At 67.8% G+C, this 24979-nt stretch carries 25 protein-coding genes and 1 riboswitch; of the genes, 16 read left to right on the top strand and 9 right to left on the bottom strand.

Annotated elements, in window-relative coordinates; genetic code table 11:
• The first annotated feature begins 76 nt into the window (after positions 1-76).
• Together J2S75_RS06995 and J2S75_RS06990 are read left to right on the top strand one after the other, a co-directional pair.
• Entirely contained in the window at positions 77-1285 is a 1209-nt protein-coding gene (locus tag J2S75_RS06995) for a DNA recombination protein RmuC (protein ID WP_307019077.1), read from the top strand.
• Between the two features lie 107 nt (positions 1286-1392).
• Entirely contained in the window at positions 1393-2292 is a 900-nt protein-coding gene (locus J2S75_RS06990; protein ID WP_307019076.1) for a LysR family transcriptional regulator, read from the top strand.
• Between the two features lie 26 nt (positions 2293-2318).
• Here the strand turns inward: J2S75_RS06990 and J2S75_RS06985 are convergent, their stop codons facing one another.
• Positions 2319-3095: a class I SAM-dependent methyltransferase gene (locus tag J2S75_RS06985; protein ID WP_307019075.1), complete on the bottom strand. Its 777-nt coding sequence runs from the start codon at positions 3093-3095 to the stop codon at positions 2319-2321.
• Between the two features lie 209 nt (positions 3096-3304).
• Between J2S75_RS06985 and J2S75_RS06980 the strand changes: the two genes are divergently transcribed.
• Entirely contained in the window at positions 3305-3478 is a 174-nt protein-coding gene (locus J2S75_RS06980; protein ID WP_018389091.1) for a DUF1328 domain-containing protein, read from the top strand.
• Between the two features lie 141 nt (positions 3479-3619).
• Here J2S75_RS06980 and J2S75_RS06975 read toward each other — a convergent pair whose 3' ends face one another.
• Together J2S75_RS06975 and J2S75_RS06970 are read right to left on the bottom strand one after the other, a co-directional pair.
• Positions 3620-4171 (bottom strand): sigma-70 family RNA polymerase sigma factor, encoded by a 552-nt coding sequence (locus J2S75_RS06975; protein ID WP_244378983.1) that lies wholly within the window; start codon positions 4169-4171, stop codon positions 3620-3622.
• On the bottom strand, positions 4168-4359 hold the full coding sequence (locus J2S75_RS06970) for a NepR family anti-sigma factor (RefSeq protein ID WP_307019168.1): 192 nt from the start codon (positions 4357-4359) through the stop codon (positions 4168-4170). Before J2S75_RS06970 ends, J2S75_RS06975 begins: the two co-directional genes overlap by 4 nt.
• A 246-nt stretch (positions 4360-4605) precedes the next feature.
• Between J2S75_RS06970 and J2S75_RS06965 the strand changes: the two genes are divergently transcribed.
• The 5 genes from J2S75_RS06965 to J2S75_RS06945 all read left to right on the top strand — a co-directional run bounded on the left by J2S75_RS06965 (position 4606) and on the right by J2S75_RS06945 (position 11183).
• Positions 4606-5409: a response regulator gene (locus tag J2S75_RS06965; protein WP_307019073.1), complete on the top strand. Its 804-nt coding sequence runs from the start codon at positions 4606-4608 to the stop codon at positions 5407-5409.
• A 10-nt stretch (positions 5410-5419) separates the two neighbouring features.
• Positions 5420-6739 (top strand): sensor histidine kinase, encoded by a 1320-nt coding sequence (locus tag J2S75_RS06960; protein ID WP_307019072.1) that lies wholly within the window; start codon positions 5420-5422, stop codon positions 6737-6739.
• Positions 6740-6969: 230 nt separating this feature from the next.
• Positions 6970-7401 carry a hypothetical protein gene (locus J2S75_RS06955; protein ID WP_307019071.1) on the top strand — a complete coding sequence of 144 codons (432 nt, stop codon included), beginning with the start codon at positions 6970-6972 and terminating at the stop codon, positions 7399-7401.
• Between the two features lie 131 nt (positions 7402-7532).
• A complete protein-coding gene (locus J2S75_RS06950) occupies positions 7533-8126 on the top strand; it encodes a PRC-barrel domain-containing protein (protein WP_307019070.1) in 594 nt (197 codons plus the stop codon).
• Positions 8127-8390: 264 nt separating this feature from the next.
• Complete coding sequence (locus J2S75_RS06945) at positions 8391-11183, top strand: [protein-PII] uridylyltransferase (protein WP_307019069.1); 2793 nt, start codon at positions 8391-8393, stop codon at positions 11181-11183.
• A 33-nt stretch (positions 11184-11216) separates the two neighbouring features.
• Here J2S75_RS06945 and J2S75_RS06940 read toward each other — a convergent pair whose 3' ends face one another.
• Entirely contained in the window at positions 11217-12419 is a 1203-nt protein-coding gene (locus tag J2S75_RS06940) for an MFS transporter (RefSeq protein WP_307019068.1), read from the bottom strand.
• A gap of 181 nt (positions 12420-12600) precedes the next feature.
• On the opposite strand from J2S75_RS06940, the gene J2S75_RS06935 reads away from it, so the two are divergent.
• From J2S75_RS06935 to J2S75_RS06920, 4 genes are all read left to right on the top strand, one after another.
• Positions 12601-13023, top strand: a complete 423-nt coding sequence (locus J2S75_RS06935; protein ID WP_307019067.1) for an HIT domain-containing protein — start codon at positions 12601-12603, stop codon at positions 13021-13023.
• Entirely contained in the window at positions 13020-14021 is a 1002-nt protein-coding gene (nudC, locus tag J2S75_RS06930; protein WP_307019066.1) for an NAD(+) diphosphatase, read from the top strand. The genes J2S75_RS06935 and nudC overlap by 4 nt, the downstream gene beginning before the upstream one ends.
• A 120-nt stretch (positions 14022-14141) precedes the next feature.
• The gene (locus tag J2S75_RS06925) at positions 14142-14561 is read left to right on the top strand and encodes a MerR family transcriptional regulator (RefSeq protein ID WP_307019065.1); all 420 of its coding nucleotides are present in this window, start codon (positions 14142-14144) and stop codon (positions 14559-14561) included.
• Entirely contained in the window at positions 14506-14937 is a 432-nt protein-coding gene (locus J2S75_RS06920; protein WP_307019064.1) for a carboxymuconolactone decarboxylase family protein, read from the top strand. The genes J2S75_RS06925 and J2S75_RS06920 overlap by 56 nt, the downstream gene beginning before the upstream one ends.
• Before the next feature lie 6 nt (positions 14938-14943).
• On the opposite strand, the gene J2S75_RS06915 is transcribed toward J2S75_RS06920, so the two are convergent.
• Positions 14944-16062 carry a 2'-deoxycytidine 5'-triphosphate deaminase gene (locus J2S75_RS06915; RefSeq protein WP_307019062.1) on the bottom strand — a complete coding sequence of 373 codons (1119 nt, stop codon included), beginning with the start codon at positions 16060-16062 and terminating at the stop codon, positions 14944-14946.
• A gap of 209 nt (positions 16063-16271) precedes the next feature.
• Positions 16272-16352, top strand: a riboswitch (SAM riboswitch).
• 42 nt (positions 16353-16394) lie between these two features.
• Between J2S75_RS06915 and J2S75_RS06910 the strand changes: the two genes are divergently transcribed.
• From J2S75_RS06910 to argE, 4 genes are all read left to right on the top strand, one after another.
• Positions 16395-17603, top strand: a complete 1209-nt coding sequence (locus J2S75_RS06910; RefSeq protein ID WP_307019061.1) for an O-succinylhomoserine sulfhydrylase — start codon at positions 16395-16397, stop codon at positions 17601-17603.
• Positions 17604-17733: 130 nt separating this feature from the next.
• A complete protein-coding gene (apaG, locus tag J2S75_RS06905) occupies positions 17734-18126 on the top strand; it encodes a Co2+/Mg2+ efflux facilitator ApaG/CorD (protein WP_244379000.1) in 393 nt (130 codons plus the stop codon).
• 105 nt (positions 18127-18231) lie between these two features.
• The gene (locus J2S75_RS06900) at positions 18232-19683 is read left to right on the top strand and encodes a TrkH family potassium uptake protein (protein ID WP_307019060.1); all 1452 of its coding nucleotides are present in this window, start codon (positions 18232-18234) and stop codon (positions 19681-19683) included.
• 163 nt (positions 19684-19846) lie between these two features.
• Positions 19847-21010: an acetylornithine deacetylase gene (gene argE / locus J2S75_RS06895; RefSeq protein WP_307019059.1), complete on the top strand. Its 1164-nt coding sequence runs from the start codon at positions 19847-19849 to the stop codon at positions 21008-21010.
• 66 nt (positions 21011-21076) lie between these two features.
• On the opposite strand, the gene J2S75_RS06890 is transcribed toward argE, so the two are convergent.
• The 4 genes from J2S75_RS06890 to J2S75_RS06875 form a co-directional block, all read right to left on the bottom strand.
• A complete protein-coding gene (locus J2S75_RS06890; protein ID WP_307019058.1) occupies positions 21077-22120 on the bottom strand; it encodes an Hsp33 family molecular chaperone in 1044 nt (347 codons plus the stop codon).
• Between the two features lie 113 nt (positions 22121-22233).
• Complete coding sequence (gene argF, locus J2S75_RS06885) at positions 22234-23169, bottom strand: ornithine carbamoyltransferase (protein WP_307019056.1); 936 nt, start codon at positions 23167-23169, stop codon at positions 22234-22236.
• Positions 23166-24374 carry an aspartate aminotransferase family protein gene (locus tag J2S75_RS06880; protein ID WP_307019055.1) on the bottom strand — a complete coding sequence of 403 codons (1209 nt, stop codon included), beginning with the start codon at positions 24372-24374 and terminating at the stop codon, positions 23166-23168. Before J2S75_RS06880 ends, argF begins: the two co-directional genes overlap by 4 nt.
• 39 nt (positions 24375-24413) lie before the next feature.
• A complete protein-coding gene (locus J2S75_RS06875) occupies positions 24414-24842 on the bottom strand; it encodes a hypothetical protein (RefSeq protein ID WP_307019054.1) in 429 nt (142 codons plus the stop codon).
• Positions 24843-24979 lie beyond the last annotated feature (137 nt).

Here is a 24979-nt window from a genome sequence, read left to right as displayed (position 1 = left end):
ACGCGGGGTTTACCCTGCCCGCGACGGATGTTCACTCTCCGTTCGCGCCAACGCCAGAATCTGCTAGAAGACGGCGATGGATCAGATCGTGTTCACGCTCGGCACCCAGCCGGTGACGCTGGCGCAGACGCTCGCGGGCGCTGGCGCGCTCGCCTTTCTGCTGCTCGTCGCCGTTCTGCGCGCGGTTTCGCGCAGCGCCCGGCAGAACGCGCTTGAGGCGGACGAGCAGGCCCGCCGCGCGGACGAACTGGAAGAACGCCTCGCCGATCTCGCCCGCACCCAGGCGGAAACCATCGGGCGGGTGCAGTCGATGACGGAGGTGCTGGCCCAGCGCCAGGGCGATCTCGCCCGTGCCGTGGCCGAGCGGCTCGACGCCTCCTCCCACCGCATGGGCGAAAGTCTGGCGCGGGCGAGCGAAGCCACGCACGAAAATCTCGTGCGGCTCAATGAGCGCCTCGCCCTTGTCGACCAGGCGCGGGCGAGCCTGGGCGAACTCTCCGGCCAGGTGATGAGCCTGCGCGAGACGCTGGCCAACAAGCAGGCGCGCGGCGCCTTCGGCGAGGGGCGGCTGCAGGCCATCATCGCCGACGCCCTGCCGCGCGACAGCTTCGCCTTCCAGCACACGCTGAGCAATGGACGCCGCGCCGACTGCGCCATCTTCCTGCCCGGCGACACGCGCCCGCTGCTGGTCGATTCCAAATTTCCGCTGGAATCGATCACCGCCTTTCGCGAGGCGCCGACGCCGGAAGCGCGCAAGCCGGCGGAAGCGCGGCTGAAGGCCGATGTCGGCCGGCATGTGAAGGACATTGCCGAGCGCTACCTCGTCGGCGGCGAAACGCAGGACGTGGCGCTGATGTTCGTGCCCTCCGAATCCGTCTATGGCGAGTTGCACGAACATTTCGACGATCTCATCCAGCAGGCGTTCCGCGCCCGCGTGATCCTCGTCTCGCCCTCGCTGCTGATGCTCGCCGTGCAGGTGGTGCAGGCCATCTGCAAGGATGCGCGCATGCGCGAGCAGGCCGACCTCATCCGCACCGAATGCGGCAAGCTGGTCGCCGACGTGATCCGCCTGCGCGACCGTGTCGGCAATCTGCAAAAGCACTTCGGCCAGATGACCGACGACGTGGCGCAGGCGCTGACTTCCGCCGACAAGATCGCCAGGCGCGGCGCGCGCATCGAGCAACTGGAGTTCGAGGCCGACGGCCCGGCGCGCACCTCCGCGCCGCCTGATCTCTTCGCTGCGGATACGCTGCCCACCCCGCCGCTGCGCGGGGCGGCCGAATGAGGGGTGACGGTGGGCGCGGCGGTCTTTAATCTGTCCAATTCGCAGGATGAAGCTTTTCTGATAGTTTGATAGAATGTTTCTATCGTCTGTGTCAGGAAACGTCCCGCGTGATCGACCGTTTCGAACTTCTGCTCGCCCTCGCCAAGGAGCGCCATTTCGGCCGTGCCGCCGAATCCTGCGGGGTGACCCAGCCCACGCTCTCGGCCGGCCTCAAGCAGCTGGAGGAACAGCTCGGCGTCCGGCTGGTGGAGCGCGGCTCGCGCTTCATCGGCTTCACCCCGGAAGGGGAGCGCGCGCTGCAATGGGCGCGGCGGGTCATCGGCGATGTGCGCGCCATGCGCCAGGAAATCGCCGGCATGCGCAAGGGGCTTTCCGGCCATCTGCGCATCGCCGCCATTCCCACCGCCATGCCGATGCTCTCCGAGCTCACCACGCCGTTCCACGCCAAGCACGCCGATGTGCGCTTCACGCTGATTTCCGCGTCTTCCAACGAGGTGCTGCGGCTGATCGAGAATCTGGAGGCCGATGCCGGCATCACCTATCTCGACAACGACCCGCTCGGGCGGGTGCAGACCGTGCCGCTCTACAAGGAAGGCTACCGCTTCCTCACCTCGGCCGACTCGCCGCTCGGCGACAAACCTAAGGTGACCTGGGAGGAAATCGGCCGGGTGCCGCTGTGCCTGCTGACCCCCGACATGCAGAACCGCCGCATCGTCGACAAGCAGCTCGCCGAGGCCGGGCATGCGGTGGTGCCGATGCTGGAGGCCAATTCGACCCTCGCTCTGCTCTCGCATGTGCGCACTGGCAAATGGGCGAGCGTGGTGGCCAACACTTTGGCGGATGTGTTCGCCTTTCCCCCCAGCATCCGCTCCATCCCGATCCAGGGGCCGGAAGTTCTGCACCAGATGGGCCTCGTCGTGCTCGACCGCGAGCCGATGACGCCGATCGTCACCGCCCTGCTGGCGGAAGCCCGCGCCGTCGCCCCCTCGCTGGCGACGCGGATCTGAGCCGCACGTACCGGGCGGGGCGACGCTCAGGAGCGCCCCACCCGCGACATGACCGGCGGAAAAACCGGCCCCTTCTCGAAAATCACCATCGAATCGTGCACATGAATGCCGCTGCAGCCTTCACTCACCGACGGATGCCGGAGGCTGTGACGGTGATACCAGCGGTGCATGTCGGCGATGACCTCGCCGACATAGCGGAAGAAATTGCGCCGGCCGCGATACCCGCCCCCATAGTCACGCCAATAGGCGGTGTGCAGATCTTCGATCACATAGATCCCGCCGGGGTGCAGACGGCCGAAAAGCGCCTCCAGAGTCACGGGCAGATGCTTCATCTGGTGGCTGCCATCGTCCAGCACGATATCCACGCCGCCCATCTCATCGACGACCCGGTTCAGGAAGGCGACATCGTCCTGCGAGCCGATGCGGACCTGGCCGGCGACACCATCATAAGCGAGGCAGCTCGGGTCGATGTCGATTCCATAGATGACGGCATCGGCCCCGAAATATGTCCGCCACATCTGAAGACTGCCGCCCTTACCGACTCCTATTTCCAGAAATCTCACCGGCGCAGCGCGAAACGGCGCGAAGTAGCGATCATAGAGCGGTATGTAATGGTGCCATTTGCTGACGATACCGAACTCGTTTCCGGCGAAGCAGGTCAGCATGTCGCCTGAGTAGGCGTATTTGCGCGAGATATCTTCGCTCACCTCGCCGGCATCGTCATAGGAGAAATGATAGCGGGTGCGAGGCGGATAGATCGCGTCCCTGACGCTCCGCAGCACGGGGACGAGAGCCGCCGGCACGAAAGGCCTTAACCGTGCCCGAAGACTCATCCGTCGCTCCCGATCCTGCCGGTGGGGAATATTTTACCTTCATCTGATGGCACGGCAAGCGGCGGGCTGTGGGGAGGTCTCACATCCGCGCCTGCGCCCCTCTCAGCCCAAGGAACCCTGAGCCGCCTCAATTGTTGTCCCGCCACGCGGCCAAGGCCGTATCGTACGTGGAGGCTTACATGCTGGGTTGGGCGCTGACCTTTCTCGTGGTGGCTCTGATCGCCGCCGTTCTCGGCTTCGGCGGCATCGCCGGAACCGCCATAGAAATTGCCAAGATCATCTTCTTCGTCGCCATCATCCTGTTTCTGGTGTCGGCGGTGTTTGGCTTCATGCGCCGTGGCCGGGCGCCCTGATCCCGCTTCCGGCGCTAAAGCAAAGAACGCCCCCGACGCAAGCCGGGGGCGTTCTCGCGTGAGGGCGAGGTCGAGGCGCGGTATCTGGGAGAGAATGAATGTGCGCCTCAGCTGGCCGGCAAAGGGCCGGGGCGCGGGACGTTAGGTGCGCTCGGCGGCGAGCACGGCGCGCGTGGTCTTGTCGGGACCGAAATCGCTGACATCGTCCAGTGCCAGCATCTCGCCGAGCCGCTTGCGCGCCCGGTTCACCCGGCTCTTGATGGTGCCGACCGCGCATTGGCAGATATCGGCGGCTTCCTCATAGGAAAAGCCGGAGGCGCCAACCAGGACGAGCGCTTCGCGCTGGTCGGGCGGCAACTGGTCGAGCGCGGCGCGGAAATCCTCGAAATCCAGATGGGTGTTCTGGTCGGGATTGCTGGTCAGCGTCGCGGCGAAGGCGCCGTCCGAATCCGGCACTTCCCGCCGCCGCTTGCGGTACTCGGAGCGGAACAGATTGCGCAGGATGGTGAACAGCCAGGCCGGCAGATTAGTGCCGGGCCGGAAGCTCGAAATATTGGCGAAGGCACGCAGCAGCGTTTCCTGCACCAGATCGTCCGCCCGGTCGACGCTACCCGACAGCGAGATGGCGAAGGCCCGCAGATTGGGGATGGCGGCGATGATCTCGTCGCGCAAAGTCGGGTCGAACCGGCTCACTTGCGCCCCCCACCCTCGCCGGACGGCGTGTCCGCTTTATCGAGTTTGGACAGCAGGTCCATGAATCGATCGGGCACGCCCTGGCGCACCACGTCGTCATACATGGCGCGCAGGTGCTGGCCGATCTTGGCCTGTATCTCGCTGCCGAGCGCGGTTTCCTTGCCGCCGCCCATAGGCGAGGAGGACATGCCGTCCGCCGCAGCGGCCGCACCCTCGGAATGATCGTCACTCATCATTTTCTTTCCCGACATTGAGCCCCCGAAAGGTCGAGAGGGAAGACGGCTCCGTCGCTGCATACGAGGCCACAACGAGCCAGAAGCGAAACGGTTCCGGGAATTCTAGTGCATCGTGAAAATTTTTGACCTACTCCGGAACCACGCGGTCCGTCGCGCGTTATCAGCCGCTTCACAATTTGCAGCTTCGGGGAGACGCGAGTGAGCACTTCTCAACTTGTCGCGCAGCACCTGCCCTTTCTGCGCCGCTATGCGCGCGCGCTCAGTGGCAGCCAGTCGGCCGGCGACGCCTATGTTACGGCCATGCTGGAGACGCTCATCGCCGATCCCTCGACGCTCGACCGCTCGATCGATCCCCGTGTGGCGCTCTACACCCTGCTCACGCGGCTGTGGGACTCCGTGACGCTGAACGCCCAGGTCGATGCCCCGTCCGCCCCGCTGCAGGGCGAGCGGCGGCTCGGCCACATCACCCCGGTGGTGCGCCAGGCGTTCCTGCTGGTGTCGCTGGAGGGCTTCACCGAAGAGGAAGCCGCGAGCATCCTCTCCATCGACGTTCCCACGCTGCGCAATCTGGTCGCCGATGCCGGGCGCGAACTGGCGGCGGAAATCGCCACCGATGTGCTGATTATCGAGGACGAGCCCTTCATCGCGCTCGATCTGGAAGGTCTGGTGGAAGGCCTCGGCCATCGCGTCACCGGCATCGCCCGCACCCATACCGAGGCGGTGGACCTCGCCCGCCGCAAGGCGCCCGGCCTCATCCTCGCCGACATCCAGCTGGCGGACGGCTCCTCCGGCCTCGATGCGGTCAACGAGCTGATCGAGAAGACCGAGGTGCCGGTGATCTTCATCACCGCCTATCCCGAACGCTTCCTCACCGGTGTCCGCCCCGAGCCGGCGTTCCTGATCGCCAAGCCCTTCCAGCCCTCGACCGTCGCCGCCGTCATCAGCCAGGCGCTGTTCTTCGAACGACGCGCCCGTCCGCGGGAGCAGCGTGCCAGCGCCTGAGCACCCCTAAATGCCCGACATTGCCCTTGTCGACAACGCGGCGCGCTGGATCACGGTCCTGTCGTCGCTGGCCATTTTCGTGGCTCTGGTGCGGCTCCTGTTCCTGCGCCGCAACCTGTCGATCCGTACACGGCTCCTGGGCCTGCTTCTAGCGACCCTGGTGCTGCTTTTCGGCGTGCTCTCACTGCTGGTGATCTTCGATTTCGGCAGCACCTTTCCCTTGCTGCCGATGGGCGTGCGCATCGGCATCGCCCTGCTCAACCTGATCGGCGCGGTCGCCCTGTGGTCGAACTTCGCCGCGCTGATCGACATGCCGACCCCGCGCCACGCGGTGAGCGAGCAGCGACGGCTGACGCTGGAACTCGCGACCGCCCTGCAGCGCTATGAGATGGCGCTGCGCGGCTCCAATGTCGCGATCTTCACCCAGGACCGCGAGCTCCGCTACACCTCGGTCAGCAAGCCGCTGTTCGGTTTTCCCGTGGAACAGGTGCTCGGTTCCAGCGATGCCGACCTGCTCGGCGAGGCGCAGGCGCAGGCGCTGACCCTGCTCAAGCGCGACGCGCTCGCCTCCTCCGCCTCGCGCAAGGGCGAGATCGAGATCGAGGAGGCCGGCCGCAAATACTGGTACGACATCCATATCGACCCGCTGCGCGATCTCGCCGGCACCACGGTGGGCCTCACCGGCGCCGCCGTCGATGTCACCGAGCGCAAGGAGAATGAGCAGCATCTGCGCCTTCTCATGCGCGAGCTCACCCACCGCTCGAAGAATCTGCTGGCGGTGATCCAGGCCATGGCCCGCCAGACCGCCCGCCATGCCGGCTCGATCGACAATTTCGTCGAGATTTTCAGCGCCCGGCTGCAGGCCCTGTCGAAGTCGCATGATCTGCTGGTGCAGGAGAGCTGGTACGGCGCCTCGCTGAACGACATGGTGCGCTCGCAGCTCGGCCATCATCTCGACCGCGAGAACAGCCAGTTCACCATCAAGGGCCCGAACCTGTTCCTCAAGCCGGAAGCGGCGCAGAATATCGGCCTCGCCATTCATGAACTGTCGACCAACGCCGCCAAATATGGCGCGCTGTCCGTGCCGACCGGCCATGTCGACATCATCTGGACCCGGCGCACACCGGAGGCCGGCGGCGGCTTCGAGCTTTCCTGGCACGAGCGCGGCGGGCCTGTCGTCTCCAAGCCGGAAGGACGCGGCTTCGGCTCGCTGGTGATCGAGCGCAACCTCGCCCGCGCGCTCGACGGCAAGGTGGAGCTCGACTTCGCCCCCTCCGGCCTCATCTGCACGGTGAGCGTGCCCGAGAGCCATTTGACGCCCGAGCGCTGACCGCGCCGGGCGTTCTCTCCTTCTCCCACCGCATGGGCCGCGCGCGAAAACGTGATCGCACGCGGGAACGCGTTACGGTTTACGCGCGTTAACCCTGCGATCACGGCGACCGCCTTCGCCGGACCAATTCATCGAAACCATCGTCTGCGGAAAAGCTCCGGCGGCGACGTGCTCCACGTCGCGCGACCGCACATGCATGCCCGCAGGTCCGGACGGAAGGGGAAGCAGTGATGAAGGGCATCGACAGCGTCTTCAAGGGGTCCGCCTACCTTCTCGGCGCCGTCACCGGCGTTGCCTTCATGGTGCCGCTCACCGCCGGCGCCCTGGCCACCGGCTCGCTCACCCGCGCCGCGCCGCAGGCCATCGCCATCGACGCCTTCGGGCCGGAGATTGGGGCCCGGCAGGCGCACCTCGTCAATCGTGCCGGCAAGGGTGCGCGTCTCGATACGGCCCGCAAGCCGATCCCGGCCGCCTCCGCCCCCGCTGCGGCTCCCGCACCTGTCATCGTTAACAGCCAGCCGGAACCCGCCCCGCTCGCACCCAGCCGCGCCACCCGTACGCCCAAAGGCTGCCTTTCTGCGTTGGGTGTGACGAAATCAAGTCTATCGACCGAAGAATTGACGATTTGCGTCGCCGACGCTTCGATGATCGGTCGAAGCTGAGATTTTTGTAAATAAATACCACCTCCCAAAAAGTGACTACGTTGGGGAACTCATCCGGTTCTATTCCGTTTCTACCACAGAGGATCGAACGATCGGTCCGATTTCCGAAATTACTGAACACGGAGAAGACGATGACCAGCAAGCTTGCGACACTCACCGCCGCCGCTGCCCTGGCGCTCGCCCCCGCGGTCGCCTTCGCCCAGAGCCCGGCGCCTGAGACCACGACGCCGCCGGCCGCCAGCCCGGTTCAGCCGGATGCCGGCAACCCGCAGGCCCCGGCCTCCGAAATGCCGGCGACCACCCCGACGCCCGGCACGGCCGGCTCGACCGACAGCGCCGCTCCGGCTGCCTCGGCGACCGCGACTCCGGCGACGCCGAAATTCGTCAGCGCCCAGAGCGCGGGCCAGTGGCTCGGCTCCGACCTGATGGGCACCGAGGTGGTGACCGCCAATGACGAGAAGCTCGGCTCGATCAGCGACGTGATCGTCGAGCGCGAAGGCGAGATCATCGCCGTGGTGATCGATGTCGGCGGATTCCTCGGCATCGGCGCCAAGCCGGTCGCGGTGTCCTTCGACTCGCTGACCGCCACGCCCACCGACGATGGCGAGAAGGTCGTGGTCTCGATGACCAAGGAAGAGCTGAATGCGGCTCCCGAATTCAAGAGCCTGGAACAGGCCCGTTCGGAAACTCCGAGCACCGGCGCCGCCACCACCACGACCAACTGATCCGCGCCTCACGGTTCGGCCGCGCCCGCGGCCCTCGCCTAGCGACCGCCGGCATCCGCCGTGCCGTCAGGATGGACATGCCCGGCTCCCAGGCCGGGCATGTCTCGTTTTGGGCACCTTGCCCGCCCTCGTGGCGGGCATGTCTCGTTTTTACCTAGGGTTGGCGAGCCTCAACGGGTCGCAGGCGCCTTCCCGCGCGGCAGCGCACGATGACGGCGGCCGGCGGATCGGGTAAAGCGGATATCCGACCAGCCGGACCCCGCCATGACCGAACCCCGCCGCCGCCCCGACCATCCCTTCAAGGAACTGTTCGACATCGACGCCATGCGGGTCGAACTCGCCGCACTGGCGCGCGAGGTGCTCGGCACCAGCAAGTCCGGCCGCGAGATCGAACTGCGCACGCAGATGGCGCGTCGCCTCAAGGCCGCCTATCAGCACGGCCATAAGGTGGCCGAGCGCTGGCTGATGGTGGAAGGCTCCGGCCGTCGCTGCGCCGAGCGGCTCTCGCGCCTGCAGGACGAGATCATCGCGCTGGTGCATGAGCTGGCGGTGAAGACACTCTACCCCTCGGACAACCCCTCCACCTCCGAGCGCATGGCGATTGTCGCCGTCGGCGGCTATGGGCGCGGTCTGATGGCGCCGGGGTCGGATACCGACATCCTGTTCCTGCTGCCCTACAAGCAGACCGCCTGGGGCGAGAGCGTCGCCGAGGCCATTCTCTACGTGCTCTGGGACATGGGGCTCAAGGTCGGCCACTCCACCCGCTCGGTCGATGAATGCATCCGCCAGGCGCGCGGCGACATGACCATCCGCACCGCGCTGCTGGAAGCGCGGCTGCTGATCGGCGAGAAGACGCTGTTCGAGGAGCTGACCGCCCGCTTCGACAAGGAAGTGGTGCAGGGCACGGCGGCGGAATTCGTCGCCGCCAAGCTCAGCGAGCGCGAGGAGAGGCTGAAGCGCGCCGGCCAGTCGCGCTATGTCGTCGAACCGAATGTGAAGGACGGCAAGGGCGGCCTGCGCGATCTGCACACGCTGTTCTGGATCGCGAAATATGTCTACCGGGTGCACGAGACGCGCGAACTCGTGGCCAAGGGCGTGTTCACGGCTGAAGAAGCCAAGATCTTCCGTCGCTGCGAGAATTTCCTCTGGTCCGTGCGCTGCCACCTGCATTTCCTCGCCGGCAAGGCCGAGGAGCGGCTCTCCTTCGACCTGCAGCGCGAAATGGCCGAGCGGCTCGGCTATGTCTCCCATCCCGGCCTGAAGGATGTGGAGCGCTTCATGAAGCACTATTTCCTCGTGGCCAAGGATGTCGGCGATCTCACCGCCATCGTCTCGGCCGCGCTGGAAGAGCGCCACGACAAGCCGGTGCCGCGGCTCGACCGGATGATCGCGCGGCTGCGCCGCTCCGGCCGGCGCACGCTGAAGGAAAGCGCCGATTTCATCGTCGACAATGACCGCATCAATGTCGCCGATTCCAGCGCCTTCGGCCGCGACCCGCTCAACCTCATCCGCATCTTCCATCTCGCCGGCAAGCACGGGCTGAACTTCCACCCCGACGCGATGCGCCTCGCCACGCGCTCGCTCAAGCTCATCGACCACAATCTGCGCGAGAATCCGGAAGCCAACCGGCTGTTCGTCGAGATCCTCACCTCGAAGGAAAGCCCGGAAATCGTGTTGCGGCGGATGAACGAGACCGGCGTGCTCGGCCGCTTCATTCCGGAATTCGGCCGCATCGTCGCGATGATGCAGTTCAACATGTATCATTCCTACACGGTGGACGAGCACCTCATCCGCTCCATCGGCGCGCTCTCGCGCATCGAGCGCGGCGACCGGCCCGATTACGGCCTTGCCAACGAGCTGATGCCGACGATCAAGAACCGGCAGCTGCTCTATATCGCGGTGCTGCTGCACGACATCGCCAAGGGCCGGCCGGAGGACCATTCCATCGCCGGCGCCCGCGTCGCCCGCCGCCTGTGCCCGCGCTTCGGCCTCAGCCCGGTGGATACCGACACGGTTGCCTGGCTGATCGAACAGCACCTCACCATGTCCACCATCGCCCAGTCGCGCGACCTTTCCGACCGCAAGACGATCGAGAATTTCGCCGCCGTGGTGCAGAATCTGGAGCGGATGAAGCTGCTGCTCATCCTCACCACCGCCGATATCCGCGCCGTGGGGCCGGGCGTGTGGAACAACTGGAAGTCGCAGCTTCTGCGCACGCTCTATCACGAGACCGAGCCGGTCATCACCGGCGGCTTCTCCGAGAGCAACCGCAACCAGCGCGTCGCCCGCGCCCAGGCGGAACTGCGCGGCGCCCTCGCCGAGTGGGATGCCGCCGATCTCGACGCCTATATGGGCCGCCATTACCCCACCTACTGGCTGCAGACCGACCGCCAGCACCAGATGGAGCATGCCCGCTTCATCCGCGAGACCGAGGCGCAGGGCAAGGCGCTCGCCACCCGCGCCATCACCGATCCCAAGCGCGGCATCACCGAGCTCACCGTCTTCGCGCCCGACCATCCCAAGCTGCTGGCGGTCATCGCCGGCGCCTGCGCGAGCGCCGGGGCGCACATCGTCGACGCGCAGATCAGCACCACCACCGACGGGCGGGCGCTCGACACCATCTCGCTCACCCGTGCCTTCGAGCAGGATGAGGACGAGATCCGCCGCGCCGACCGCATCGCTTCCGCCATCGAGAAGTCGCTGGCCGGCGAGATCCGGCTGCCGGAAGTGGTCGCCCGCCGCATTCCGCGGCGGCCGCGCGCCTTCACCGTGGAGTCCGAGGTCACGCTCAACAATTCCTGGTCGAACCGCCACACGGTGATCGAAGTGTCCGGGCTCGACCGGCCGGGCCTGCTCTACGGCCTCACCCAGACGCTGTCGCGGCTCAACCTCAACATCGCCTCCGCCCATATCGCCACCTTTGGCGAGCGGGCGGTGGACGTGTTCTACGTCACCGACCTGATGGGGGCGAAGATCATGGGCGCGGCGCGCCACTCCGCCATCCGCCGCGCGCTGCTGCAGGTGCTGGACGCCGATGACGAGGCCAACGCCGCCTGAGGCGGCGCGCCGGTATGTGCCGGGCGCGCGGGGTCAGGACACCCGCGCCCCCCGCAGGCTCGGCAGCAGGAAGGCCAGCAGGCCGAAGGCCGGCAGAAAGGCGCAGGCCTGATACACCGCGTCGATACCGTAGCGGTCGGCGAACACGCCCAGCGCCGCCGCCGCCAGCCCGCCGAGGCCGAACACCAGCCCATAGAAGAACCCGCCCACCAGCCCGATGCGGTGCGGCATCAGCTCGATGGCATAGACCAGGATGGCGGCGAAGGCGCTCGACATGATGAGGTTGATGACGATGGTCAGCACCGCCGTGCCGGCGAGCCCGGCATAGGGCAGCGCCAGGGTGAAGGGCAGCGCGCCGAGGATCGAGAACCAGATGATCTTGTTGCGGCCGATCCGGTCGCCGAGCATGCCGCCGAACAGCACCCCCGCCGCCGAGGAGACGAGGAACAGGAACAGCATCAGCTGCGAGGCCTGCACCGACACGCCGAAACGCTCGATCAGGTAGAAGGTGTAGAAGGAGGTGAAGCTCGCGGTGTAGGCGGTCTTCGAGCACAGCAGCACGATCAGCACCGCCAGCGGAAACGCCACTTCGCGGAAGGGGCGGTGCGCGACTTCCGGTCCGCCCCGGTGCCCTTCCGGCCGCGCCGGCACGGCGAGCGCGCTGTGGCGGGCGGTCCAGGCCAGAAGCGGCATGGCGAGGAGCGCGGCGGCGCAGAACCAGGCGAGGCTCGACTGGCCGTTCGGCACGATGATGAACGCCGCCAGCAGCGGCCCGATGGCGCCGCCCGTCTGCCCGCCGACCTGGAACAGCCCCTGCGCGAAGCCGTGCCGCCCGCCCGAGGCCTTGCGCGCCATGCGCGTCGCCTCCGGGTGGAAGATCGACGAGCCGATGCCGACAAAGGCCGCCGACACCAGCAGCAGCGGATAGGTGCCGGCATGGGCGAGGCCGATCAGCCCGGCCAGCGTGAACGCCATCCCCGCCACGGTGGAATAGGGCAGCGGGTGGCGGTCGGTATAGAGCCCGATCAGCGGCTGCAGCAGCGAGGCGGAAATCTGGAAGGTCAGGGTAATGATGCCGATCTGGCCGAAATCGAGCGCGTAGGCGCTCTTGATCAGCGGGTAGATCGCCGGGATCAGCGACTGGATCATGTCGTTGAGGAAATGGGCGGCGCTGAGCGCCACCAGCACCGGCATGGCGGTGCGGCGCAGGGAATCGGCCGGCACGGAGAGGGACATGGCACGCTGCTTCGGCGGGGGATCGTGACCTTTCTCTAGGACAAAGTGACGCGCACGACAAATGCTGTTGCTGCATTGCAGGTCGCCATCGCCGCGCGCGCGGCGATGGAAAGGCGGGCCGGCGAGGGCTATAGCTTTCCCCGCGCCCGCAGCCGGCGGGCATGGGGAGCCTAGCGCCCGCATGAGCGACGCCTCGACCTTCGTTCTCGACCCGCGCCTTGAGGGCGACAGCTTCCCGGTGCTGGACCTTTCCCTCGCCACGGTGCGGCTGATGGACGATGCCCGGTTTCCATGGGTCATCCTGGTGCCGCGCCGCCCCGGCCTTGCCGAACTGATCGACCTCGATGACGCGGCCCGCGCCACGCTGTGGGCCGAGATCGACGCGGTGAGCCGGGCGCTGAAATCGCTCACCCACTGCGACAAGCTCAATGTCGCCGCGCTCGGCAATATGGTGCGCCAGCTGCACATCCATGTCATCGCCCGCTTCGAGACGGACGCCGCCTGGCCCGGCGCGGTGTGGGGCGTGGGCGGCGAGCGCCAGACCTATGCCGCACCGCAGGCCTTGAGGCTGGCGGCGCGGCTGCGCGAGGCGCTGGCGGCATGAGCGGCCCCGCCCCCGCCGACCCCGCGCTCGGCCTGTGGCCGCATCTCGGCTATACCGGCTCCCGGCTCGACCGGGCCGGGTTGCGGCGCGGCGAGATGGAGCGTTTCCGCGCCGATCCACGCGCCCGCGCCTGCCTGATTTCCGGCGAAAGCGTCGTGCTGCGCCGCCTGCCCGGCTTCATCGCCGGCATGGAAGAGGGGCCGGGCTCCTGCACCGCGCTGCTGGCGCTCGACGACGCCGTCGCGCTGGGCGGGCGGCTCGATGAGGCCTGCCTGCTCGGGCTCGACGGCGAGGTGCCGCATCTCGTCCTGCCGCTTCCCGCCCCCGCTCTCGGCGCCCTCACCGAGCGGACGGAAGCGCGGCCGGACCTCTTCGTCATCGACCTGCGCGCCATCGCGGTGCGCGAGCTCACCAGCGTCGAGGAGGCGGGCCAGCTCGCCACCGCCAAGGCGATGCTGGCCTGGCACGCCCGGCGCAGCTTCTGCTCCAATTGCGGCGGACGGCTCGCCATGGCCGAGGCCGGCTGGCGGCGCGACTGCCCGAGCTGCGGCGCCCAGCATTTTCCCCGCACCGATCCCGTCGTCATCATGCTCACCGTCGATGGCGATGAGTGCTTGCTCGGCCGTTCCGCCCGCTTCGCGCCCGGCATGTGGTCCTGCCTCGCCGGCTTCGTCGAGCCGGGCGAGACCTTCGAGGATGCGGTGCGGCGCGAGACGCTGGAGGAAGCCGGCATCGCCACCGGCGCGGTGCGCTATCTGTGTTCGCAGCCCTGGCCGTTCCCGATGTCTGTCATGACCGGCTTCCACGCGCAGGCGGCGTCACGGCAGATCGCCATCGACCCGAACGAGCTGGAAGCCGCGCGCTGGTTCTCGCGCGAGGAAGCGCGGCTGCTGCTCACCCGCACCCATCCGGACGGGCTGATCGCCCCGCCGCGCATGGCGATCGCGCATCATCTGCTGCGGGCCTTCGTGGAAGGGCGCGACCCGCCGGCGGGGTGAACCGGCCGCGCCGCCGCGCGTCGGCGGAGGACGCTCGTGAAATGGGAAGGTGAGAAAGCGCTTGACCTGGAGTGCGCTCCAGCACCTAGACCCATGCGCGTCGTAACGTTCAGGACAGAGATGAAGATCGGCGAACTGGCCCGGCGCACGGGATTGAGCCTCGACACGATCCGCTACTATGAGCGTATCGGCCTGCTCCCGCCTGCCGACCGCAACACGGCGCGCCAGCGCGACTATGACCCGTCCATCCTCACCTGGATCGCTTTTCTCCGGCGGCTGAAAACCACGGGAATGCCGATCCGCGACATGGTGCGCTATGCCGCGCTGCGGGCACAGGGGGAGGAAACGGCCGCCGAGCGCGGCGCCCTGCTCCGGCATCACCGCGACGCGGTGCAGGCGCATGTCGACGAACTTCACGCCTGCCTGGCTGTCCTCGACACCAAGATCGCCGGCTATGCCGGCACCACCCGTGAGGACGTGAACCATGACCCCGACGATCAACGCCCCGGCCCCGCGCCCGACGCCCAACGACGCCGGTGACACTAATACCCGCTATGCCGCCGGATGGGCGGCACTGGCGCGGATCGACGGCGACGCCGGCACGCGGGTGGTGGAGCAGCTCAGCGACATCGCCCCGGATTTCGGCCGGCTGCTGATCGAGTTTCCCTTCGGCGACATCTACACCCGTCCGGGGCTCGACCTGCGCCTGCGCGAGGTGGCGACCATCGCCGCGCTCGCCGCGCTGGGCAATGCCGCGCCGCAGCTGAAGGTGCATATCGAGGCCGGGCTGAATGTCGGCCTCAGCCGCGAGGAGATCATCGAGATCCTCATGCAGATGGCCGTCTATGCCGGCTTCCCCGCCGCGCTCAACGGGCTGTTCGCCGCCCGCGAGGTGTTTGCGGCACGCCCGGCCTGACGGCGCTCAGTCCCGCGTCCAGGCCTTGAAATGCTTGGAGAGTTTCAGCCCCTGCGCCTGATAATTGGAGCCGAGTCCCTCGCCATAGAGGGTGCGGGGGCGCTCCAGCATGGTCTCATAGACCAGCCGGCCGACGATCTGGCCGTCTTCCAGAATGAACGGCACCTCGCGCGAGCGCACTTCCAGCACGGCGCGGGCGCCTCGGCCGCCGGCGGCGTCATGGCCGAAGCCGGGGTCGAAGAAGCCGGCGTAATGCACGCGGAACTCGCCCACCAGCGGGTCGAACGGCACCATTTCGGCCGCATGGCCGGGCGGCACATGCACGGCTTCCTTGGAGGCGAGGATGTAGAAGGCGTCCGGGTCCAGCACCAGTTCCCGCCGGCCGCGCGTCACCAGCGGCTCCCAGAAATCCTCGACCTCGCAGGCGGCGCGGCGGTCGACATCGATCACCCCGGTGTGGCGCTTGGCGCGGAAACCGAGCAGGCCGCCAAAGCCCTCGCCGGAGAGATCGACGCTCACCGCGATGCCGCCGCCGGCCACATCAGGTTCAGGGCTGTCGACCAGCCGCTCGGCGGCGTTGAGGGCGGCGATGCCGGCCTCGTCGAGCCGCGCATCGCCGCGCCGGAAGCGGATCTGCGACAGGCGCGAGCCCTGCCGTACCAGAATGGGAAAGGTCCGCGGGCTGATTTCCAGATAGAGCTTGCCGGCATAGCCGGCCGGCACGATGTCGAAGGCGCGCGAACGGTCGGCGATGACGCGGGTGAACACGTCGAGCCGGCCGGTGGAGCTTTTCGGATTGGCGGAAGCCGCGATGTCGGCGGGCAGCGCCAGCGCTTCTTCCAGCTCGACGAGATAGACGCAGCCGGTTTCCAGCACCTCGCCGCCAGTGAGGTCGAGCTGGTGCAGGCCGAGCCGGGTCAGGCGGTCCGCCACCGTCTCGCCGGGGCCGGGCAGGAAGCTGGCGCGGATACGCCAGGCGACCGGGCCGAGCCGCAGATCGAGGCTGGCCGGCTGCACCTGGTCGGCATCGAACGGGCGGGTGCTGCGAATGGCGCCGCCCGCGGCCAGCGCCTCGATGGCGTGGCCGGGCAGAATGCCCTCGCCGCTCAGACCTGACTCCGCCACTCTGCCGCTCCGTCGCTGCGCGCCAACCGTGTCATGGCTTTAGCGGAGGCATCCGACGACGCCAAGTGCTGGTTGGCCAAGTGCTGGTTGGCCAAGTGCTGGTTCGCCACGTGCTGGTTCGCCACGTGCTGGTTCGCCACGTGCTGGTTCGCCAAGTGCTGGTTGGCAGAAGTCCGCTTGACGCCCCGCCCGGCACGGGAGTAAGCGGAAAGCATCGACGTGGTCATTTGAGCCGGCCGGCTTGCCGCCACGCTAAACAAGGTTGCTAAACAGGCCGGGGCCGCGCGACAGCGCGGGCGACCCCGGTTCAATGCGAGAGACCGGAGCCGCCGATGACCGACACGCCCAAGCTTTCCCCTGCCGAAATCGCCGGGCTCCGCCCCGAGACCCGCCTCGTGCAGGGCGGCATTCTGCGCTCGCCCTTCGGCGAGACGGCGGAGGCGCTCTACCTCACCCAGGGCTATGTCTATGAAAGTGCCGAACAGGCCGAAGCCCGCTTCAAGGGCGAGGACCCCGGCTTCATCTACACCCGCTATTCCAACCCGACGGCGGCGATGTTCGAGACCCGCCTCGCGCTGCTGGAAGGGGCGGAAGTCGCCCGCGCCACGGCGTCGGGCATGGCGGCGGTCACCGCCTCGCTGCTGTGCCAGCTCAAAGCCGGCGACCATGTGGTGGCGGCGCGGGCGCTGTTCGGCTCCTGCCGCTATGTGATCGAAGAACTGCTGCCGCGCTTCGGCATTGCCTCGACGCTGGTGGACGGCACCGACCTCGCCGCGTGGAAAGCAGCGGTGCGGCCGGAGACGAAGGTGTTCTTCCTGGAGAGCCCGACCAACCCGACGCTGGAACTGGTCGACATCGCCGCCGTGGCGGACATCTCCAAGGCGGCCGGCGCCTGTCTCATCGTCGACAACGTCTTCGCCACGCCGATGCTGCAGAGCCCGCTCCGCCTGGGCGCCGATGTGGTGGTCTATTCCGCCACCAAGCATATTGACGGCCAGGGCCGCTGCCTTGCCGGCGTGGTGCTGTGTTCGGAGAAGTTCCTCAATGACCATCTGCAGACCTTCCTGCGCCAGACCGGCCCGTCGGTCTCGCCCTTCAATGCCTGGGTGATGCTGAAGGGGTTGGAGACCCTGCCGCTGCGGGTCGAGCGTGCGCAGGCGAGCGCCGCCACGCTGGCCGACCGTCTCGCCGCCCTGCCCGGCGTCTCCCGCGTCATCTATCCCTTCCGCGCCGACCATCCCCAGCACGAACTGGCCAAGCGCCAGATGCGCGGCGGCGGCACGCTGGTGACCTTCGAGGTGGAGGGCGGCAAGACCGGCGCGTTCCGTTTCCTCAACGCGTTGAAGGTTGTGCGCATCTCCAACAATCTCGGCGACGCCAAGAGCCTCGTCACCCACCCCGCCACCACGACGCATCAGCGCTTCACCCCGGAAGCCCGGGCCGAGATGGGCATTTTCGACGGCATGGTGCGGCTCTCGGTGGGGCTGGAGCATGTCGACGACCTCACCGACGATGTCGCCCGCGCGCTGAAGGCGGTGTGAGGGAGGACGGCGGCACGGTACCCGGCGGCGGCGCGCAAACGCAGGCGTGACCCGCCGCCGCTTGCCCTGCGGTGCCAAAAGCCTTTCAGTAGACACACTTGGGCGATTCGGGGGGCGCGGGAGAGCGGGCATGTATCGGGCGACGACGAAAGGCGTGCAGGTGACGGTGACACCGCGCTTCGCACCCGAACGCTCCGATCCCGAGCGTAGCCAGTATTTCTGGGCCTACACGATCGAAATCATCAATCTCGGCGTCGACACGGTGCAGCTCAAGTCCCGCCACTGGGTCATCACCGACGCGCTGGGCCGCGTGCAGGAAGTGCGCGGCGCCGGCGTGGTCGGCGAGCAGCCGGTGCTGCCGCCGGGCGGGCATTTCGAATATACCAGCGGCGTGCCGCTGCCGACCTCCACCGGCATCATGGAAGGCCGCTACAGCCTGGAGACCACCACCGGCGAGACCTTCGAGGCCGAAGTGCCGGCCTTCTCGCTGGATGTGCCCGGCGAAGCGCGGACGCTGAACTGACGGGATGACCGGCGCGGGCGGCTTCCGGCCCTGCTGGGAAGCGGCTATGGTGGCGGCAGCTTTCCTCCGTGGGCCTCCCGCCGCGCCGAACGGTTTCCATATCCCGTGATCGACTTCCGCCCGATCGCCGCCATTCTCGGCGTCCTCCTCGCCGTTCTCGGCACGACGATGATGATTCCGGCGATGGTTGACCTCGTCGCCGGCCGGGGCGACTTCCTCGCCTATGCCGCCTCCTCCGTCATCACCGTGTTTGTCGGCCTGTCGCTGTGGCTGGCCGGCCGTTCCAGCGAGGTGCAGAGGCTGTCGCTGCGCCAGGCCTTCGTGCTCACCACGCTGAGCTGGCTGCTGCTCTCGGCCTTCGCCGCCATCCCCTTCATGTGGGCGGAATCCAACCTCTCCTTCGCCGATGCCTATTTCGAGGCGATGAGCGGGCTCACCACGACAGGCGCCACCGTCATTAGCGGGCTCGACCAGCGCCCGCCCGGCCTGCTCATCTGGCGCGCCTTTCTGCACTGGTATGGCGGCATCGGCATCATCGTCATGGCCATCGCCCTGCTGCCGATGATGCAGATCGGCGGCATGCAGCTTTTTCGCGCCGAATCCTCCGACAAGTCGGAAAAACTGCTGCCGCGCGCGGCGCAGATGGCCAAGGGCATTCTCGCTTCCTACATCTTCCTCACCTTCGCCTGCGCCCTCACCTATGCCTTTTGCGGCATGAGCGTGTTCGACGCCGTCGCCCACGCCATGGCGACCATTTCCACCGGCGGCTTCTCCACCCACGACGCCTCGATCGGCTATTTCAACAGCCCGGCGATCGAATATGCCGCCATCTTCTTCATGCTGTCGGGCTCGCTGCCCTTCGTGCTGTATGTGCGGGTGCTGGCGGGCGATTTCAGCCGGCTTTTCGCCAATGCCGAGGTACGGCTTTTCCTCTCACTGGTCGCGCTGTTCGCCATCGTCTCGACCCTCCAGCAGGTGAGCGGTGGCATCAACCAGGGCGAGACGGCGCTGCGCTTCGCGCTGTTCAACGTCGTGTCGCTGATGTCGACCACCGGCTTCGTCACGGTGGATTACACGAATTGGGGCCCGCCGACCGAGGCGCTGTATTTCGTGGTGATGTTCCTCGGCGCCTGCACCGGCTCCACCTCCGGCGGCATGAAGGCCTTCCGCATCGCCATTCTCGGCTCGGCGCTCAAGCAGCATCTCAAGCGCGTCATCTACCCCAATGGCGTGTTCCCGGTGGTCTATGGCGGCAAGCCGATCGGCGATGATGTGGTGGCCTCGGTGCTGTCCTTCGCCTTTCTCTACCTCACCAGCTTCATGCTGATCGCCATCGCCATCAACATGCTGGGCTTTGATCTCATCACCGCCTTCTCCGCCTCGATCACCGCTTTGGCCAATGTCGGCCCCGGCCTCGGCCCGTTGGTCGGCCCGGCGCAGAATTTCGCCGGTCTGCCCGATCATGTGATCTGGCTGCTGTCCTTCGGCATGCTGGTCGGGCGGCTGGAATTGTTCACCGTGCTGGTGCTGTTCCTGCCGAGTTTCTGGCGGCGCTAGAGCAAACGTTTCTATCAATCATTGAGAGACTGATTCAGCGGTCAGTCGATTCAACCTGATCGGATCGGGCTCTAGCGCCTTTCCGCGCGCTCGAAGAAGGCGCTAGTTGGGCACCGCAGCATAAGCCGGTATGCTGGCGCTCATTTCGCGACGGGGATTCTCCATGCTTGCCGTACGGACGACGACCGAGGAATTGCTGGCCTATCTGGTCGCCTTCGACACGACGAGCCGCAACTCCAATCTCGATCTCATCGCCTTCGTGCGCGACTATCTCGCCGCCTTCGGCATCGAGAGCACCATCATCCCCAGCGAGGCCGGCGACAAGGCGAGCCTGTTCGCCACCATCGGCCCTGCGGGCGTCGGCGGCGTATGCCTCTCCGGCCATTCCGACGTGGTGCCGGTGGACGGCCAGCCCTGGAGCACCGACCCGTTCACCCTCACCCCCGTCGACGACAAGGTCTATGGGCGCGGCTCCTGCGACATGAAGGGCTTTCTCGCCTGCTGCCTCGCCATGGTGCCGGACATGGTGGCCCGGCCACTGGCGACGCCGATCCATCTTCTGGTGTCCTATGACGAGGAGATCGGCTGCACCGGCGTGGTGCCCGCGGTGCGCCGGCTGGGCGTCGACCTGCCCCTGCCCCGCGCCTGCATCGTCGGCGAGCCGACCTCGATGCGGGTGGTGGACGCGCATAAATCCGGCATCGCCTATGTCACCACGGTCACCGGGCGGGAGGCGCACTCCTCGATGCCGCAACTCGGCGCCAACGCCATCTTCGCCGCCGCCGCGCTGATCGGCGAGCTCGACCGCATCCGCGCCGAGCTGGTGGCGGCGGGCGACCCTTCGGGCCGCTTCGACCCGCCCAGCACCACGGTGCAGGTGACGGTGGTGGGCGGCGGCACCGCCGGCAACATCGTGCCGCGCGAATGCGCCATTCGCTGGAATGTGCGCGGCCTGCCGGGCTTCGACGAGGACGCGCTGCTGGCGCGCGTCACCCGTTTCGGCGCTGAGGTGGTGCTGCCGAAGCTGCGCGAAACCGCGCCGGAAGCCGCGATCACCACCGATTTCATCTACAAGGTGCCGCCGCTCAGCCCCCAGACCGGCTCGCCGGCCGAGACTCTGGCGCTGCGCCTCGCCGGGCAGAACCGCACCTATACCGTGTCCTACGGCACCGAAGGCGGGCATTTCCAGGCCCAGGGCATCCCCACCATCATCTGCGGGCCGGGCTCCATCGACCAGGCGCACAAGCCGGACGAATATATCGAGATCAGCCAGCTGCGCGCCTGCGAGCGGTTTCTCGCCGGGCTCATCGCGGAGTGCGCGGGGTAAGCGCCGCTGTCGGCAACACTCCCCGGGCCACGCCCGGGGATGAGGCGATGAAAGGGTGTGGCCGGCTCAGCCCTGCGCCGCGCTTTCGTCCGCCGCGCCGGCCTCGACGACTTCCTCGGCCTTGAAGTCATAGGTGCGGCCGCAGAATTCGCAGGTGACGCCGATCTTGCCGTCCTCCACCAGGCTTCCGCGCTCTTCCGCCGTGAAGCTGGAGAGCACGTTCATCACCCGCTCGCGCGAGCAGGAGCATTTGGCGACCACGGCCTCGGTGTCGAACACCCGCACGCCGCGCTCGTGGAACAGGCGGAACAGCAGCCGCTCGCTGGACAGGTCCGCGTCGACCAGTTCCACATCCTCCACCGTGCCCATGATGGAGAGCGTCTCGACCCAGGCGTCGTCCTCATCCGTCTCGGGCAGGTCCGTGCCCTCCGGCGCGTCGCCGGGATGCAGGTCCACCGGGCGCACCCGCCCGCCCTCGGTCGGCAGGAACTGCACCATCAGCCCGCCGGCCCGCCAGGAGGAGGGTGCGCCGCCCGGGTGCATCTCCTCCGCCACGGCGAGGCGCACGCGGGTGGGGATCTGTTCGGACTGGGTGAAATACTGGTGCGCGGCGGCTTCCAGCCCCTCGCCCGCCAGCGCGACGACGCCCTGGTAGCGGTTGACGCTCAGGCCCTGGTCGATGGTCATGGCGAGATGGCCGTGGCCGAGCAGTGCGCCGCTGTCGAAGCCGGCGCCGGCGGGCAGCGCCGCCTGCATCGCCTCCAGCCGCTCCAGATCGAAGCGGGCATAGGCGCGCACATCCTGCGGGGCGGCGAAATCCACCACGAGCAGATCGACCGGCCCGTCGGTGCGGGTCTGCAAGATGAAACGGCCCTGGATCTTCAGCGTCGAGCCGAGCAGCACGGTGAGCGCCACGGCCTCGCCGAGCAGGCGTTTGACGGCGGCGGGATAGTCGTGATGCGCGAGCACGGCGTCGAGGCTGGTGCCCAGACGCACGACGCGCCCGCGCACATCGAGCCCGTCAATGTGGAACGGGGTCACGCGGTCATCGACCGCGCGGGGATCGGGCCCACGAGAGGCCGGGGAGGGAGAAGCGCTGTGTGTTGTCATGTCGCCCGCCCATATAGGAGCGCCGCCGGGAATGTGCGAGGGGCGGGCGAGAGGGTCCGCCCGCAGCCCATCCATCGTTTCGTTCAGCCTTTCGGCCGGCAGCGTCGGCGCCGTCAGACCGCGCCTTCGAGGCACCAGGCGAGAATGCCCTTCTGCGCGTGCAGCCGGTTCTCCGCCTCGTCGAACACCACGGATTGCGGGCCGTCCATCACCTCGTCGGTGACTTCCTCGCCGCGATGCGCCGGCAGGCAGTGCATGAACAGCGCATCCTTCGCCGCCCGTCGCATCAGCGCGCCATTCACCTGGAAGGGTTTCAGCAGATTGTGCCGGCGCTCGGCCTCAGCGTCTCCCATCGACACCCAGGTGTCGGTGACGACGCAATCCGCGCCTTCCACCGCCGCCTCGGCCTCATGGCCGAAAGTGACCCGGGCGCCGGTCTCGCGCACCCAGTTCACCAGCGCCGGGCGCGGGGCAAGCTCGGGCGGCGTGGCGACATTGAGCGCGAAGTCGAAGCGCTGGGCGGCATGCACCCACGACACCAGCACATTATTGGCGTCGCCGGTCCAGGCGACGGTGCGCCCGGCGATCGGTCCGCGATGCTCCTCGAAGGTGAGCACATCGGCCATGATCTGGCAGGGATGGGAGTCGCGCGTCAGCCCGTTGATGACGGGCACCGTGGCATATTCGGCGAGTTCCGCCAGCGCCGCATGGTCGAGAATGCGGATCATGATCGCATCGACATAGCGCGAGAGCACGCGGGCGGTGTCGGCGATGGTTTCGCCACGCCCGAGCTGCATTTCCGCGCCGGTCAGCATCAGCGTGTCGCCGCCGAGCTGGCGCATGGCGAGATCGAACGAAATGCGCGTCCGCGTGGACGGCTGGTCGAACACCATGGCCAGCACTTTGCCGGCAAAAGGCTTCTCCGCCGCCACTTCGCGCCGGCGGCTCTTGAGGCTCTTCGACAGCTCCATCACCGCGCGCAGTTCGTCCGCCGGCATCTGGTCGAGGTCGAGGAAGTGCTTCACCGCACCCGGATTATGCGCGTTCATGCCGCGGCTCCCTTGGCGGCATCCGCCTTCAGCGTCGCCTCGATCCGCGCGCAGGCGGCGTCGAGCTTGGCGAACGCCGCGTCGATTTCCGCGTCGCCAATGGTCAGCGGCGGCAGCAGGCGCACGACATTGTCCGCCGCCGAGGGGGCGAGCATGCCCTCAGTACGCATGGCGGCGATGAGATCGGTGTTGGGCACCACGGTGCGCAGGCCGAGCAGCAGCCCCTCGCCGCGCACTTCCGCGATCACGGCGGGGTGGCGGTCCTTCAGCTCGGCGAGGCGCTGGCGCAGCCGGGCGGAGGTGGCGAGCACCTCTTCGAAAAAGCCCTCTTCCAGCACCACGTCCAGCACCGCATTGGCGACGCTCATGGCCAGCGGGTTGCCGCCATAGGTCGAGCCATGGGTGCCGGCGGTCATGCCCTTGGCGGCGTTCTCGGTGGCGAGGCAGGCGCCGACGGGGAAGCCGCCGCCAATGCCCTTGGCCACGGCCATGATATCCGGCGTGATGCCGGCCCATTCATGGGCGAAGAACTTGCCGGTGCGGCCGACGCCGCACTGCACCTCGTCGAGAATGAGCAGCAGCCCATGCGCGTCGCACAGCGCCCGCAGCTCGCGCAGGAACGCCCAGGGCGCGGTGCGCACGCCGCCCTCGCCCTGCACCGGCTCGATGAGGATGGCGCCGGTTTCCGGGCCGATCGCCGCCTTCACCGCGTCGAGATCGCCGAACGGCACCTGGTCGAAGCCGGGCATGGCCGGGCCGAAGCCCTCCAGATATTTCGCATTGCCGCCGGCGGCGATGGTCGCCAGCGTGCGGCCATGGAAGGCGCCCTCGAAGGTGATGATGCGGGCGCGCTCGGGCTGGCCGCTGGCGGAATGGTATTTGCGCGCCATCTTGATCGCGCATTCCAGCGCCTCGGCGCCGGAATTGGTGAAGAACATGGTGTCGGCGAAGGTCGCCGCGGTAAGGCGCGCGGCGAGGCGCTCGCCGCCTTCGATGCGGAACAGGTTGGAGAGGTGCCAGAGCTTGCCGGCCTGCGCCGTGAGCGCCGCCACGAGATGGGGATGGGCGTGGCCGAGCACATTCACCGCGATGCCGGCGGTGAAGTCGAGATATCGCTCGCCGTCCTTGGTGAACAGCCAGGCGCCCTCGCCCCGCTCGAAAACGAGGTCAACACGGTTATAGGTCGGCAGGATGGGGGTGATCACCTCGCCCCTCCCTCTCTCAACATGAAGCGCCGCACAGGATCAGCGCCCGCCCAAAACGAAACGTGCCGCCCTTGCGGGGGCGGCACCCGATGGCGGCAATTCTAGCGAATGGCGACGTGTGGTCAATATTCGCCGGCCCGGCGGACGCGAATTGCCGCCGGGCCGCGCGCCTTCGCGCCGCTGTTCCCGCTCGGGCGCGAACATCCACCGTTCCAGCGTCGGCTGCGGGCGCCCCTCGCGTTCGGTCATGTCGAGAAAGGCGGGGATGCGGTGCTTCTGCGCCACGCTCAGCGTCGCGACCCGCGGCTTCAGCGCCGCGATGACGGAATTGAATTCGACGACACGCGCCGCCTGCGCCAAGGCGAGGCGCTCCGGCACGTCGAGGAAATCCTGAGCCGGCTCCGCTTCCGCACGGTCCGCCGCGCGACCGGCGGCGTTCTTCGCCGCGTGCCGGATCGCCGCCCCCACCGGCGGCCAGGGCTTCTCCTGTTCCGCGGAGAGGCGGATGACGGTCTTGAGCGCCGCCGGCCGAGCGGCGAGCGCCGCCTGCGCGCCCTCGCGCCAGAGCGTGACGCCCGCTCGGCATGGCGAAAGGGAACGGCCGC

Source organism: Ancylobacter polymorphus, from assembly GCF_030813495.1.
Lineage (GTDB): Bacteria > Pseudomonadota > Alphaproteobacteria > Rhizobiales > Xanthobacteraceae > Ancylobacter > Ancylobacter polymorphus.
Note: the sequence above shows the minus strand (reverse complement) of the source record. Positions and strands in the feature narration are given on the sequence as shown.

Excerpts from the sequence above, each read along its gene's own strand:
- J2S75_RS06920 (WP_307019064.1), top strand. The coding sequence starts at position 14,506 with ATGACCCCGACGATCAACGCCCCGGCCCCGCGCCCGACGCCCAACGAC.
- J2S75_RS06910 (WP_307019061.1), top strand. The coding sequence starts at position 16,395 with ATGACCGACACGCCCAAGCTTTCCCCTGCCGAAATCGCCGGGCTCCGC.
- J2S75_RS06890 (WP_307019058.1), bottom strand. The coding sequence starts at position 22,120 with ATGACAACACACAGCGCTTCTCCCTCCCCGGCCTCTCGTGGGCCCGAT.
- J2S75_RS06995 (WP_307019077.1), top strand. The coding sequence starts at position 77 with ATGGATCAGATCGTGTTCACGCTCGGCACCCAGCCGGTGACGCTGGCG.
- J2S75_RS06935 (WP_307019067.1), top strand. The coding sequence starts at position 12,601 with ATGAGCGACGCCTCGACCTTCGTTCTCGACCCGCGCCTTGAGGGCGAC.
- apaG (WP_244379000.1), top strand. The coding sequence starts at position 17,734 with ATGTATCGGGCGACGACGAAAGGCGTGCAGGTGACGGTGACACCGCGC.
- J2S75_RS06950 (WP_307019070.1), top strand. The coding sequence starts at position 7,533 with ATGACCAGCAAGCTTGCGACACTCACCGCCGCCGCTGCCCTGGCGCTC.
- argF (WP_307019056.1), bottom strand. The coding sequence starts at position 23,169 with ATGAACGCGCATAATCCGGGTGCGGTGAAGCACTTCCTCGACCTCGAC.
- J2S75_RS06945 (WP_307019069.1), top strand. The coding sequence starts at position 8,391 with ATGACCGAACCCCGCCGCCGCCCCGACCATCCCTTCAAGGAACTGTTC.
- J2S75_RS06940 (WP_307019068.1), bottom strand. The coding sequence starts at position 12,419 with ATGTCCCTCTCCGTGCCGGCCGATTCCCTGCGCCGCACCGCCATGCCG.
- nudC (WP_307019066.1), top strand. The coding sequence starts at position 13,020 with ATGAGCGGCCCCGCCCCCGCCGACCCCGCGCTCGGCCTGTGGCCGCAT.
- J2S75_RS06955 (WP_307019071.1), top strand. The coding sequence starts at position 6,970 with ATGAAGGGCATCGACAGCGTCTTCAAGGGGTCCGCCTACCTTCTCGGC.
- J2S75_RS06970 (WP_307019168.1), bottom strand. The coding sequence starts at position 4,359 with ATGTCCTCCTCGCCTATGGGCGGCGGCAAGGAAACCGCGCTCGGCAGC.
- argE (WP_307019059.1), top strand. The coding sequence starts at position 19,847 with ATGCTTGCCGTACGGACGACGACCGAGGAATTGCTGGCCTATCTGGTC.
- J2S75_RS06980 (WP_018389091.1), top strand. The coding sequence starts at position 3,305 with ATGCTGGGTTGGGCGCTGACCTTTCTCGTGGTGGCTCTGATCGCCGCC.
- J2S75_RS06960 (WP_307019072.1), top strand. The coding sequence starts at position 5,420 with ATGCCCGACATTGCCCTTGTCGACAACGCGGCGCGCTGGATCACGGTC.
- J2S75_RS06925 (WP_307019065.1), top strand. The coding sequence starts at position 14,142 with ATGAAGATCGGCGAACTGGCCCGGCGCACGGGATTGAGCCTCGACACG.